The sequence below is a fragment of the Ectopseudomonas khazarica genome, assembly GCF_004521985.1.
GTDB classification, from domain to species: domain Bacteria; phylum Pseudomonadota; class Gammaproteobacteria; order Pseudomonadales; family Pseudomonadaceae; genus Aquipseudomonas; species Aquipseudomonas khazarica.
In genome coordinates this window covers 1-12,105 of sequence record NZ_SBHZ01000015.1, presented here as the reverse complement: position 1 = coordinate 12,105, position 12,105 = coordinate 1, and the positions used below count along the sequence as shown (strand labels likewise).

13 protein-coding genes are annotated in these 12,105 nt (G+C 66.9%); all 13 read right to left on the bottom strand.

Annotated features, from left to right (window positions below; all coding sequences use genetic code 11):
• Positions 1 to 19: 19 nt before the first annotated feature.
• Positions 20 to 1,339, bottom strand: coding sequence for a phosphate regulon sensor histidine kinase PhoR (gene phoR / locus EPK82_RS18620; protein WP_037051097.1), 1,320 nt, complete (start codon positions 1,337 to 1,339; stop codon positions 20 to 22).
• A 239-nt stretch (positions 1,340 to 1,578) separates the two neighbouring features.
• Positions 1,579 to 2,268, bottom strand: a complete 690-nt coding sequence (gene phoB / locus EPK82_RS18615; RefSeq protein WP_003242584.1) for a phosphate regulon transcriptional regulator PhoB — start codon at positions 2,266 to 2,268, stop codon at positions 1,579 to 1,581.
• Between the two features lie 178 nt (positions 2,269 to 2,446).
• The gene (gene ubiA / locus EPK82_RS18610; RefSeq protein WP_134677622.1) at positions 2,447 to 3,337 is read right to left on the bottom strand and encodes a 4-hydroxybenzoate octaprenyltransferase; all 891 of its coding nucleotides are present in this window, start codon (positions 3,335 to 3,337) and stop codon (positions 2,447 to 2,449) included.
• A gap of 148 nt (positions 3,338 to 3,485) precedes the next feature.
• Positions 3,486 to 4,037: a chorismate--pyruvate lyase family protein gene (locus EPK82_RS18605; RefSeq protein ID WP_134677621.1), complete on the bottom strand. Its 552-nt coding sequence runs from the start codon at positions 4,035 to 4,037 to the stop codon at positions 3,486 to 3,488.
• A gap of 59 nt (positions 4,038 to 4,096) precedes the next feature.
• On the bottom strand, positions 4,097 to 4,543 hold the full coding sequence (gene flgN, locus EPK82_RS18600) for a flagellar export chaperone FlgN (RefSeq protein ID WP_037051093.1): 447 nt from the start codon (positions 4,541 to 4,543) through the stop codon (positions 4,097 to 4,099).
• Positions 4,540 to 4,818 (bottom strand): flagellar biosynthesis anti-sigma factor FlgM, encoded by a 279-nt coding sequence (gene flgM / locus EPK82_RS18595; RefSeq protein WP_134677620.1) that lies wholly within the window; start codon positions 4,816 to 4,818, stop codon positions 4,540 to 4,542. The genes flgN and flgM overlap by 4 nt, the downstream gene beginning before the upstream one ends.
• A 96-nt stretch (positions 4,819 to 4,914) precedes the next feature.
• Positions 4,915 to 5,340: a flagellar FliJ family protein gene (locus EPK82_RS18590; RefSeq protein ID WP_037051089.1), complete on the bottom strand. Its 426-nt coding sequence runs from the start codon at positions 5,338 to 5,340 to the stop codon at positions 4,915 to 4,917.
• Entirely contained in the window at positions 5,337 to 6,653 is a 1,317-nt protein-coding gene (fliI, locus tag EPK82_RS18585; RefSeq protein ID WP_037051087.1) for a flagellar protein export ATPase FliI, read from the bottom strand. Before fliI ends, EPK82_RS18590 begins: the two co-directional genes overlap by 4 nt.
• An 18-nt stretch (positions 6,654 to 6,671) precedes the next feature.
• Positions 6,672 to 7,364 (bottom strand): flagellar assembly protein FliH, encoded by a 693-nt coding sequence (fliH, locus tag EPK82_RS18580; RefSeq protein ID WP_037051086.1) that lies wholly within the window; start codon positions 7,362 to 7,364, stop codon positions 6,672 to 6,674.
• A 1-nt stretch (position 7,365) separates the two neighbouring features.
• Complete coding sequence (locus tag EPK82_RS18575) at positions 7,366 to 8,430, bottom strand: FliG C-terminal domain-containing protein (protein ID WP_037051085.1); 1,065 nt, start codon at positions 8,428 to 8,430, stop codon at positions 7,366 to 7,368.
• Positions 8,405 to 10,084 carry a flagellar basal-body MS-ring/collar protein FliF gene (fliF, locus tag EPK82_RS18570; RefSeq protein WP_134677619.1) on the bottom strand — a complete coding sequence of 560 codons (1,680 nt, stop codon included), beginning with the start codon at positions 10,082 to 10,084 and terminating at the stop codon, positions 8,405 to 8,407. Before fliF ends, EPK82_RS18575 begins: the two co-directional genes overlap by 26 nt.
• A 20-nt stretch (positions 10,085 to 10,104) precedes the next feature.
• Complete coding sequence (locus tag EPK82_RS18565) at positions 10,105 to 10,440, bottom strand: flagellar hook-basal body complex protein FliE (protein ID WP_134677618.1); 336 nt, start codon at positions 10,438 to 10,440, stop codon at positions 10,105 to 10,107.
• A 12-nt stretch (positions 10,441 to 10,452) separates the two neighbouring features.
• Entirely contained in the window at positions 10,453 to 11,862 is a 1,410-nt protein-coding gene (locus EPK82_RS18560) for a sigma-54 interaction domain-containing protein (RefSeq protein WP_134677617.1), read from the bottom strand.
• Positions 11,863 to 12,105 lie beyond the last annotated feature (243 nt).

Genomic DNA, 12,105 nt, shown 5'->3' with positions numbered 1-12,105 from the left:
CCGCGCCGAATGCAAGCATTCAGCGGGCGCGCTGCACCACCTGGGCCGGGGCGAAGTGACAGGTGAAGGTGCTGCCGCGGCCCAGCTCGCTGCCGATCTCCAGGTTGCCGCGATGGCGCAGCAGCACATGCTTGACGATCGCCAGGCCCAGCCCGGTGCCGCCCGTGTTGCTGGCACGGCTGGAGTCGACGCGGTAGAAGCGCTCGGTCAGGCGCGGCAGGTGCTTGGCGTCGATGCCCATGCCCGTGTCGCTGACGGCCAGGTGCGCGCCCTTCTCGTCACCCCACCAGCGGATGCGGATCTCGCCGCCGGCCGGCGTGTACTTGACCGCGTTGAACACCAGGTTGGAAAACGCGCTGCGCAGTTCGGCCTCGCTGCCCTTGAGCTTGAGGTGCGGATCGGCCTCCAGGCTGATGCGATGCAACTGATCGGCTGACAGCGCCTGGGCGTCGTTGCGGATCGACAGCAGCATCAGGTCGACCGCGACCGGCTGATTGTCCGAGGGATAGTCCGTGGCCTCCAGCTTGGCCAGCAGCAGCAGGTCGTTGAGCAGCGTCTGCATGCGCGCGCCTTGCTGCTGCATCTGCTGCAGGGCACGCAGCCAGCGCGGATTGACCGCTTCGACGTTGTCCAGCAGGGTCTCCAGATAGCCGGCGATCACCGTCAGCGGCGTGCGCAGTTCGTGGGAGACGTTGGCGACGAAGTCCTTGCGCATCTGTTCCAGCTGATGGAGACGGGTGACATCACGCACCAGCAGCAGATGCTCGCGGTTACCGTAGCGGGTGATATGGAACTGCAGGCGCCGACGGTCATTGACCGGCGAGGGAATCTCCAGGGCATCGGCATAGTTGCCGCGCTCGAAGTACTCCTTGAAGCGCGGGTCGCGCACCAGGTTGGCCAGCTGCTGACCACTGTCCTGGGGGGTTTTCAGGCCCAGCAGGGTCTCGGCGGCACGGTTCCACCATTCCAGGTTGCCCTGGCTGTCGAGCATCACCACTGCATCCTTGAGCGCAGCGGTGGACTCCTGCACGCGGTCGATCACCGCCTGCAGGCGGCCACGCGCCTTCTGGTTGCGCCGTTGCAGGTGGTAGATGCTGTCGAACACCTCACCCCACAGGCCGTAGCCGTCCGGTGGCGGTTCGTCGGGTTTGTGCTCGCGCAGCCATTTGTGCAGGCGCAACAGCTGGCTGAGGGTCCAGCCCAGGTGAATGGCCAGGCCACACGCCAGCACCCAGGCATATTCGCCGGTGACGAAACCCAGCAGCAGGCAGGCGCCGATCAGCAGCAACAGCCGGCGCACCACGGCACCACGCCAGTCTTGATTCACGATGGAACGCATCCTTGTCTGAAGAGCGAGCTCGCAGCAGCTTCACGAGCTTGCGAGCTGGAGCCATGCAATACCGATGACACCGCCGCGCAGGCAACTGAGGAACGCTCGGCGTCGCGGGCGATTGTACGTCTGTACATGCGCATTACTCACCACGTTCGCCCTTAGGGGCCTCACCAAACTGCGTTGGCCGCTCGCGGCCTGCCGGACCTGTTCTCGACGCGGCAGGGCCGACGCGCAGCACCAGCGGCTCAGCCTTTGGTGGAGAAACGATAGCCAGTCCCGCGCACGGTTTGTACCAGGTTTTCGTAGGCATCGCCGAGCGCCTTGCGCAGGCGACGGATATGCACGTCGACGGTACGTTCCTCGACGTAGACGTTGCCACCCCAGACCTGATCGAGTAGCTGGCCACGGGTATAGGCGCGCTCCTGATGGGTCATGAAGAATTGCAGCAGGCGGTATTCGGTCGGCCCCATTTCGGCCGGTTTGCCGTCGATGGTGACGCGATGGCTGATCGGGTCGAGCAGCAGGCCACCGACCTCGATCGGCGCCTCGCTGTCGCTCGGGCCGGCCCGGCGCAGCACGGCCTTGAGGCGCGCCACCAGCTCGCGCGGCGAGAAGGGCTTGGTGATGTAGTCGTCGGCGCCGACTTCCAGGCCCTGGATCTTGTTGTCCTCTTCACCCTTGGCGGTGAGCATGATGATCGGGATATCGCTGGTCAGCTCGTCGCGCTTCAGGCGGCGCGCCAGCTCGATGCCACTGGTACCCGGCAGCATCCAGTCGAGCAGGATCAGATCGGGTTTGCGGTCGACGATGACGGCATGGGCCTGCTGGGTATTCTCCGCTTCCAGGCACTCGTAACCGGCCATCTCCAGGGCCACCGCGATCATTTCGCGGATCGGTGCTTCGTCATCGACGATCAGGATGTTCTTGCCAACCATGGGGCCTTAGCCTCTGTTCGTTCATCTGTCTGCGCCGCATTAGATAACGGAATTATTGCAGCGATATGACAAGCGCGCGGCAGTGCCGGGAACAGGGTCGCGATTTCGCCCGCTGACGCACGCCGCCAACGGGAGCGACCGTCGGGCTGAGCGCCAGCGCAGCATGCTTATCGCTCACTCAGCGCAGGGCGTAGTCCAGCACGATGCCGATGAAGATCGCCAACCCCGCCCAGTGGTTGTGCAGGAAGGCGTTGAAGCACACCAGCGGCTCGCGGCGGCGGGTCACATGAAACTCCCAGGCGAAGCAGGCAGCGGCCACCAGCAGGCCAAGATGGAAGTACAGGCCCAGTTCGAAGCGCGCACCGGCCAGCAGCAGGCAGAGCAGCGCCAAGCCCTGCAGGGTCGCGATGATCAGGCGGTCGGCGTCGCCGAAGAGGATGGCGGTGGACTTCACCCCGATCTTCAGGTCGTCTTCGCGGTCGGCCATCGCGTAGTAGGTGTCGTAGGCTACCGTCCACAGCAGGTTGGCGATGTACAGCAGCCAGGCCTCGGGCGGCAGGCTGCCGGTCTCGGCGGTGAAGGCCATCGGCATGCCCCAGGAGAACGCTGCGCCGAGCACCACCTGGGGGTAGAAGGTGTAGCGCTTCATGAAGGGGTAGCAGGCGGCCAGGGCCAGGCCGCCGAAGGACAGCCAGATGGTGGTGGCATTGGTGAACAGCACCAGCACGAAACTCAGCGCCACCAGCACGGCGAACAGCACCAGCGCTTCGCGTGGCGTGACCTTGCCGCTGGCCAGTGGGCGTGCCTTGGTGCGGCTGACATGGCCGTCGAAGTTGCGGTCGGCGTAGTCGTTGATCACGCAGCCTGCGGCGCGCATCAGAATCACGCCGACGACGAAGATGAACAGGTTCTTCACGCTCGGCACGCCCTCGCCCGCCACCCACAGCGCCCACAGCGTCGGCCACAGCAGGAGGTAGATGCCGATGGGCTTTTCCAGGCGCATCAGCTGGATGAAGTCCCAGGCACGCGGGTGCAGGCGGGTGGTCGATTGCAGCAGGCGGGTGTACATCGCGGCGTCTCCGTGCAGGTTGCGCGGATTATAAAGGGGTTGGCGGCGCAGGGTGGATGACGCTGTCCTCATCCACCGTTACAGGCGCCAGGTACGCCCATGCCTTCGGGCACTGGCGCGCCGCGCAGGCGCGGCACGGGCTTGCGGCCTAAGCTTCGAGACCCGCCGCCTGCCAGAACGCCGGCAGGAAGACCTCGGCCACCAGCACGCCGAGCGCTGCGCGGCTGAAGCAGGAGCGCCGCGCCCACAGGCGCTCTTCACGTACCGCCTGCGGCAACCAGGCGGCCGGATAGCGACAGGCCTGCAGCTCGCCGCGGTCGAAGGCGCGGTCGCTGAACAGCAGTTCGCCCAGCGAGCGGCTGCCCAGTTCAGCCAGGTTCAGTCCGGAGCCTTCGAGCACGCTGCGCGCCGCGACGCTGCGGGCGAAGACCCAGGGCTGCCCGTGGCCACGCAGGTAGACCTCGCGCACCCAGCCCTGGCTGCCATCGGCCACGCCGAGCAGGGCGCATTCGTCGTTGCGCAGGCGCTGCCAGCCTTCCTGCAACGGGGTCACGGAGAAGCCGTCGTGCGACAGGGCCGTCAGGCGGCGTGTCAGCGAGTCACCGTTGAACAGCCAGTCGCGGACACCGGCAGTCGGTTGCGGATGCAACTGGGCCTGGGTCAACCAGCGCGGAGGATGAGCGAGGGCGGCGTGAGACACGGAGAACAATCACCACGGATCGGAAGCGCGCGAGTCTACCACGCTGCGTCCGGGCTGCCTCAGTAGGGTGGCGGCGCGTACAGCTGAGCCGCCCCTGGCTCGCCGAGCAACTGCTCGAGAATCTCGTGGTGCATGGCCAGCAGCTTGCCGTTGCGCTCGTTGAGGCGCTTGCACTGCCCGGCCAGCAGGCCAAGCTGCTCCCAGGTGTGGGAAAGGTGATTGCGCTGGGCCTGCGGATAGCGCGCCAGCAGCTTGTGCATGGCGCTGTGGCCGGTACCCAGCTGGAAGGCGGCCAGGACCTTGCTGCGACGCTCGGCCCGCGCCCTGGCCTGGTCCACCAGTGGCAGGATCTGCTCGTTGAGCAGGTCGATCTGCCGGCTGTCGCGCTTGAGCAACTGCTGATACAGCTCCTGCATCAGCCCGCGCAGGGCGAGGTAGTCGGCGCAGTCCTGATGCAGGTCCTGCTCGACGACCTGGAGCAGCTGTTGCTCACGCGCTGTGGTCACGCATCGCTACCGCTGTGATAGGTCAGCATGCTGCTGGCCAGCGCCGCCGGGTCGCTGCTCAGCTCGCCATTGGCCAGCGCCGCCTTGAGCTGGGCGACCTTGTCCAGATCGACGTCCGGCAGGCTCTGCAGCGCCGCCTGCAGCTGTTCGAGACGCGGCTCGGCGCCTGCACTGTCGCGCGCGGGGGTCTCCTGCTGCGGCCGCGCGCCCTGCACCTTGGCAGGGACGTCGCTGGGCAGGTTGAGACCGGGCTTGAGGTGCCTGCTGATTTCCATGATTCGAATCCAACTCGTGGTGTTATGGCCTAAGAGCGACCCGATACGGCCAGCACTTAAACCCCAGGCGCAAAAATAATCTCGCGGCGCCGCCCGTCAGCTGACCTGGGCGCGCCACCAGGCCTGCGCCGCCAGGCCATCCTGGATCTTCTGTTCCTGGCGGGCAAGCAGCTCATGCCACTGGCCCAGCTTGCTCTCTAGAAACTGGTTGATCACCTTCTCGCTGCGCATGGCTGTCAGCAACTCGCGCTGGATACGCGCCAGGTTCTCCTCGGCCAGCGCCAGCTCGCGGCGCTGCAGCTCCACCATCTTGTACAGCGTGGCCTTGTAGCGCTGCTGGTTGTCGCGCTGCAGCGGCGTGGTCATCGGCACGCTGAAACCGCACAGGCGGCTGAGCCCGGTGATGTTGTTGCGATAGCGCTGGCACAGGTTCTGTTGATAACTGACCCGACCGAGCATCTGCTGCACCCGGTTGCCACGCAGGCTGGCCAGCCGCCCCAGCACTTCTAGCTGCTCTTTCATTTGATGATGCTCTGCAAGGTGGCGATGCTGGCGCCGAGCTCGGCGGCGACGCCGACCTCCTGGCGCAGGAAGCGTTCGAGGCTCGGCGCCAGCTGCACCGCGCGGTCGGTCCGGGCATCCATGCCCGGCGTGTAGCCGCCGAGCGGGATCAGCTCCTTGATCTTCTCGAAGGTGCTGTAGAACTCCTTGAACTGGCGGCCTGCGGCCAGGTGCGCGGCCTCGCCGACCTGGCTCATGCAGCGGCTGACCGAGGCGGAGATGTCGATGGCCGGGTAATGCCCGACATCGGCCAGGCGCCGCGACAGCACGATATGGCCGTCGAGGATCGCCCGTGCGCAGTCGACGATCGGGTCCTGATGGTCATCGCCCTCGGCCAGCACGGTGTAGATGGCGCTGAGGCTGCCGCTGCCGCTCTCGCCGTTGCCGGCACTCTCCACCAGCTCCGGCAGCATGCCGAACACCGACGGTGGATAACCCTTGGTCGCCGGCGGCTCGCCCAGCGCCAGGGCGATCTCGCGCTGGGCCATGGCATAGCGGGTCAGCGAGTCGACCAGCAGCAGCACATCCTGGCCCTGGTCGCGGAAGTAGGCGGCGATGCTGTGGCACAGCTCGGTGGCCTTCAGGCGCATCAAGGGTGATTCGTTGGCCGGCGCCACCACCACCACGGCCTTGCGCAGGCCCTCTTCGCCAAGCGAGTGGAGAATGAACTCCTGCACCTCGCGGCCACGCTCGCCGATCAGCCCGACCACCACCACGTCCGCCTTGGTCTGCCGGGTGATCATGCCCAGCAGCACGCTCTTGCCCACCCCGGAACCGGCGAACAGGCCGACGCGCTGCCCCTTGCCCAGGGTCAGCAGGCCATTGATGGCGCGCACGCCGACATCCAGCGCCGCCTCCACCGGGCGGCGCTTGAGCGGGTTGACGCTGGGCAGCTCGACCGGCAACGGATCGCGACCACTGAGCTTGCCGCGCTCGTCGAGTGGCTCGCCGAGGCCATTGACCACCCGCCCCAGCCAGGACTCGTCGATGTGCAGCACCGCCTCGTCCTTGGCCGGGAAGACCCGCGAGCCAGCCGCCAGGCCGACCGGTTTCTTGAACGGCATCAGGTAGGTGATATCGCGGTTGAAGCCGACCACCTGGGCGTCCAGCAGGCTGCCGTCGGCCTGCTCCACACGGCAGCGCTGGCCGGTGCTGCGCTGGCAGCCGAGGCTTTCCAGCAACATCCCGGAGACCCGCACCAGGCGCCCGGCCACCTTGGCCAGTTGCACGCCATCGAGCGAGCGCAGCGCTTCGTCGAGTTTGTAGTCGAGCATACTGGCGAGGGCTCCCGGTCAGGCTTCAGTCAGGTGCAGGTGTTCGGCCAGGGTGTCGATGCAGGCATCCAGACGCTGCTGGCAGCCCACGTCGGCCTCGGCCTGTGGCGTGACCACCCGGCATTCACCGAGCGCCAGGCGCTCGTCGGCCACCAGCTTCCAGCCCGCGGCACGCTCCGGCGCCACCGACCTGATCCGCGCGTACTCCTCGGGGCTCAGCAGCACCTGAACGTCCTCCGGCTCGCCCGGCATACCGCTCAGGGCCTCCTCGACCAGCGCCAGCAGCTGCGTCGGATGCAGGGTCAGCTCGCAGCGAATGACCTGCTGCGAGACCTTCCTGACCAGCTCCAGCAGCTCCTGGCGACGCTTGTGCTCCAGTTCGCCGAGGTAGTGCTCGACCTGCTCGCTGATGGCCTGCAGCGGCTGCGCCGCCAGCTCGAAGGCGCGGCGCCCCTCGCTGCGCCCTTCGTCGCGGCCGAGCTTCATGCCGTCCTCGCGGCCCTGCTCGAAACCGGCCTGGCGCCCGGCCTCCTCGCCCTGCTGCAGACCGTCCTGGTAGCCCTTCTCGATGCCCTGCTGGAAGCCATCGGCCATGGCCCGCTGCAGCCCGGCCGGATCGCCGCTCCAGTCCTCGCTCGGTTGGCTGCTGCGCGGCGGGAAGCGGTAGGCGCGCCACTGCCGGGCGTCGCCGTTGATCACCTTGAGCGTCATCTCATTCCACCGTCTGTTCGCGGAACAGCTGCACCTGCAGCTCACCATTGGCCGACATCTCGCGCACCACCGCCATGATGTCCTTGCGCACCTGCTCGACCCGGCTCAGCGGCACCGGGCCCTGGCGGCGGTTGATCGACTCCATCTGCTGCGCCTGGCGCTTGGGCATGGCGCCAGCGATGGCGCGCACCAGCTCCGGCTCGGCGCCCTTGAGCGCGACCACCCACTCCTCCAGCGGCACGGCTTCGAGCAGCGCCTGCAGCACGTCCTGGTTCTGCCGCGAAAGGATGAAGAAGTCGTACATTTCATCCTCGATGCGCTCGACCAGCTGATCGTCATGCGCGCGCAACAGCTCGAACATCTGCCCGCGGTCACCCTTGAAGCGGTTCATGATGTCCGCTGCCTGCTTGATGCCGCGCACCTGCGAACCCTGGGTACTGAGCACGGCCAGGCTGCGCTCGATCAGAAGCTCCAGCTCGGCGATCACGTCGCTGTTGACCTCGCTGAGGTTGGCGATGCGATACAGCAGCTCGTCCTGCCGCTCGCGCGGCATGCACTCGAGCACGTCGCTGGCCATGCCGGGCGGCAGGAAGGCGAGGAACACCGCCTGCATCTGCGCGTGTTCCTTGGCGATCAGCGCGGCGAACTGCTTCGGGTCGAGCCACTCCATCTTGGCCATCTTGGCGCGGATCTCCTCGCCATAGATGCTGTCCAGCAGCGAACGGGTGATCTCGCTGCCCAGCGCCTTGCTGAGCATGCCGTCGAGATAGCCACGCGAGGCGCCCTTGATGCTGCTCTGCTCCTTGTAGTCCTCGAAGAAGCGGCCGATGACGTCGGAGACCATCGGCTGCTTGACGTTGGACAGGCGCGCCATGGCCTGGCTGATGGCGACGATCTCCTCGCGGGAGAAGTGCCTGAGCACCCCGGCGGAAATCTCGTCGCCCATGCTCAGCATGAGAATGGCGGCCTGCTCGGAGGAGCTCAACGAACGCTTCTGCACGCGCAGGCGCATTTCCTTGGCGGTGGAACCACCGCGGCCGTCAGGCTGGGTTGAGGTCTCGTTCATTGCGCCCTATCCACTGTTTGATGACTTCCGAGACGCGCTCGGGATCGTTCTTGGCCAGCATCTGCAGGTGTTCGATCTGTAGCTCCAGGCCCGAACCGGGCGCCGGCAGACGGATTTCCGACAACGGGCTGAGCTCACCGAGCACGGTGGCCCCAGGCGCGTCGTCACCGACACGCGCCAGCAGGCGCTCGGCGGCGCGTTCGGCATGCAGGGCGAGCTGCTCGTCGCCCTCGCTCGCCGCAGGCAGCCCAGGCTGGCTGCGCTGGCTCAGGCTGCGCACGGCCGGACGCACCACCAGCAGCAGGAGCAACAGGCTGATCAGGGCGAACACGCCGAGCCTGGCCAGGTCATGCACCTTGGCGTCCTGCCACCAGGGCAGGACCTCGCCCGCCGCAGTCGCCAGGCCGGCCTCGGTGAAGGGGAACACACTCAGGGTCAGCAGGTCGCCACGCGCCTGGTTGAAGCCCACCGCACTCTTGACCATCGCCGCGAGTTCCTCGCGCGCCTCGGGCGTCCAGCCGCCCTCCGGGGCCACGGCGGCATTGAGCACCACGGCGATGCTCTGCTGGCGCAGGCTGAACGGCGCATGCTTGACGTGCGTGACGCTCTGGTCGTAATCCAGCTGGCGGTTGGACTCCTTGCGCAGCGAGGTGGCCGCCTTGTTCGCGCTGTCCTGCTCATTTGCGGCCTGCCCCGGGGCCGGCTCGGGCGCCGGTTGCGGCGGGCGGTTGGCCAGCGACCCCGGCACCCCCAGCGCCAGCTGGTCGAGCACGCTCTCGTCGCGCAGCACTTCGTTGCGCAGGCGCGGCGTCTCGCCGTAGGACTGGAAGGTCTCTTCCTTCTGGCTGAAGTCGATGTCGGCGGCCACGCTGATACGGTAGTTGCCGCCCCCCAGCACCGGCGCCAGCACCGCCTCGGCATTGGCCACCGCCTTGCTCTGGTAGTCGTCGACCACCTGCCAGTTCTGCACCGGGCCGCCGTGGCTATCGATCCCGCGGGACAGCAGCGCACCGTACTGGTCGACCACCTGCACGTTGCCCGCCTCCAGCTGCGGCACGCTGCCGGCGACCAGATTGACGATGGCGCTGATCTGCTCCGGCGTCAGCTTGTAACCCGGTGCCAGCTGCAGCATCACCGAGGCCTTGCCCGGCTCGCGCTTGCCGACCACGAAGGAGCTGCTTTCCTGCAGCGCCAGGTGCACGCGCGCGCCCTCGACGCCCTTCAGCGCCATCACCGTGCGCGCCAGTTCGCCCTCCAGGCTGCGCTTGAGGCGCACGTCCTGGACGAACTGACTGGTGCCCAGCGGTTCGTCCTTGTCGAACAGCTCGTAGCCGGCCGGCACCTTGACCTGTACGCCCTTGGCCGCCAGCAGCATGCGCGCCTGGCTCAGCTGGTCCTCGCGCACCAGCACCTGGCCGCTCTGCGGGTGCAGGCGGTAGCTGATCGCATCGCCATCGAGCACCTGCATCACTTCGGCCGCCGGGTAGGCCTCGCCGCTGCCGTACAGCGGCCGGAACGAACCCTGGTCGCGCCAGAGATAGAACACCACGCCAACCGCCAGCAGCGCGGCCAGCAACGCCAGCCCGGCCAGGGTCATGCGCGGGTCGAGTTTCAGCCCGCCTTCGGGCAGTTTGCTTCTCAGGGTCTGCAGCACGCGTCAGGTCTCCGCTCCGCTTACAGCGGCATCTTCATGATGTCGTCGAAGGCGCTGGCCAGCTTGTTGCGCACCTGCATCAACGCACTGAACGAGACGCTGGCCTTCTGGCTCTCGATCATCGCCCCCACCAGGTCATCGCTCTGCCCGCTGTCCACGGCCGCCATCAGTTCGCCGGAGCGATGCTGCTGAGCGTCCACGGCGCGCACCGCATCGTCGAAGGCGGCGGCGAAACCCGCCTCGCCGGGCTGCACGGCGAAGGCTTGCGCCGGCTGGACCGGGGTCGCCTCGCTGAGGCTTATGAGCTGTTCCATACGGCCCAGCAGATCCTGCTGCACCTGACTGATCGAGTTCATCCTTTGCTTCTCCTAAACGGGAATCTGCACGCCCTGCTCACGCATGGCATTGAGGCGATAGCGCAGTGCGCGTGGGGTCATGCCAAGGCTTTCGGCGGCCTTGGTCTTGTGCCCGCCGAAACGGCGGATGGTGTCGATCACATGCTGGTACTCGGCCCACTTGCCGCTTGCGCGCAGCGCCGCCTTGCCGCCTTCGAGCGCCTGTGGCTGCAGGCGTGGCGCCGGCTCCGGGGCGCTGCTGGGCGGCAGGCTCAGGCCCAGGTCCTGCGCCTGGATGTACAGGCCGTTGCGCAGGATCAGCGCGCGCTGCAGACAGTTCTCCAGCTCGCGCACGTTGCCCGGCCAGTCGTGGGCCAGTAGCGCGCGGCAGGCGTCCTCGGTCAGCAGTTCGTGGCGCGCATCCTGCGGCGCGTACTGGCGGATGAAGCGCCGCGCCAGCGCCAGCACATCCTCCTTGCGCTCACGCAGCGGGCTGATGTGCAGTGGCAGCACATCGAGGCGGAACATCAGGTCGGCACGGAAACGCCCTTGCGCCACCTCCTGCTGCAGGTCGCGGTTGGTGGCGGCGATGATGCGCACGTCCAGGGCGATCTCGCGACGTCCACCGAGGCGTTCGACGCGCTGCTCCTGCAACACGCGCAACAGCTTGGCCTGCAGGCCCAGCGGCAGCTCGCCAATCTCGTCGAGCAGCAGCGTGCCGCCGTTGGCCAGTTCGAACTTGCCGGGCTGGGCGTTCACCGCGCCGGTGAAGGCGCCTTTCTCGTGGCCGAAGAGGATGGACTCGAGCATCTGCTCGGGAATCGCCGCACAGTTGACCGCGATGAAGGGCGCGTCGTCCTGGGCCGAAAAGCGATGAATGTAGCGCGCCATCAGCTCCTTGCCGGTGCCGGTCTCCCCGGTGATGAGAATCGGCGCACGGGTCATCGCCACGCGTTGCGCCATGGCCAGCAGACGACGCCCGGCCTGCGAGCAGGAGACGAAACCTTCCTCGCCGGCGCTGGCCGATTCCTGGCGGCGCAACAGTGCGCTGAGCTGAGCCTCGCTGAACGGCGCCAGGAGGTAGTCGACGCAGCCCAGTTCGAGCAGCGTCGCGGCCTTCTCCTGATCGGCATACTCCACCACCGGCACCACGCCGACGCGACCGACCTGGCGCAGGATCGCGCCCACCTGTGCATAAAGGGTGCTGCCGGCCAGGCTGCTGACGAACACCAGCACCAGGCTGGCGCCTTGCAGCGCATGCGGGTCGAGTTCAAGGCAGTTGGCGAAACGCCGGACACGGAAGCCCTGGCGCAGCAGGCCGCCCGTCAACAGACGCTCGCTGGCCGCGTCGGCCTGGCCGACCACGACTATATGTTGCTGCCCCAGCTGTTCATCGAACAGCTCGTCGCAGGCGTAACTTACCGTTTGAGTTGAGTGCTGCAAGGTAAATCACCCGTTGTCTGTGTGCGTTCGGCGGCTGCCTTCGACCCCGTGTGCAAAACTGCCAACTCGATGACAGTTTTTTTTCACGCGGTCCCTTAATCTTTCGAAACTTCCCGTCGCTCTTGTTGGTCAACTCGGCGGAACTTGCCGGTGCACCTTTCCTGGGTGCGACGGTTCACGGCGCGAACGTTAACAAGCGCACAAAAAATCGCCGAATTACTTGCTGTTATTTCCTATCAATGC

Coding starts and splice junctions, on each gene's coding strand:
- EPK82_RS18565 (WP_134677618.1), bottom strand. CDS start 10,440: ATGAACTCGATCAGTCAGGTGCAGCAGGATCTGCTGGGCCGTATGGAA.
- ubiA (WP_134677622.1), bottom strand. CDS start 3,337: ATGTACACCCGCCTGCTGCAATCGACCACCCGCCTGCACCCGCGTGCC.
- fliH (WP_037051086.1), bottom strand. CDS start 7,364: ATGACGCTCAAGGTGATCAACGGCGACGCCCGGCAGTGGCGCGCCTAC.
- EPK82_RS18575 (WP_037051085.1), bottom strand. CDS start 8,430: ATGAACGAGACCTCAACCCAGCCTGACGGCCGCGGTGGTTCCACCGCC.
- fliI (WP_037051087.1), bottom strand. CDS start 6,653: ATGCTCGACTACAAACTCGACGAAGCGCTGCGCTCGCTCGATGGCGTG.
- flgM (WP_134677620.1), bottom strand. CDS start 4,818: ATGGAAATCAGCAGGCACCTCAAGCCCGGTCTCAACCTGCCCAGCGAC.
- phoB (WP_003242584.1), bottom strand. CDS start 2,268: ATGGTTGGCAAGAACATCCTGATCGTCGATGACGAAGCACCGATCCGC.
- EPK82_RS18590 (WP_037051089.1), bottom strand. CDS start 5,340: ATGAAAGAGCAGCTAGAAGTGCTGGGGCGGCTGGCCAGCCTGCGTGGC.
- phoR (WP_037051097.1), bottom strand. CDS start 1,339: ATGCGTTCCATCGTGAATCAAGACTGGCGTGGTGCCGTGGTGCGCCGG.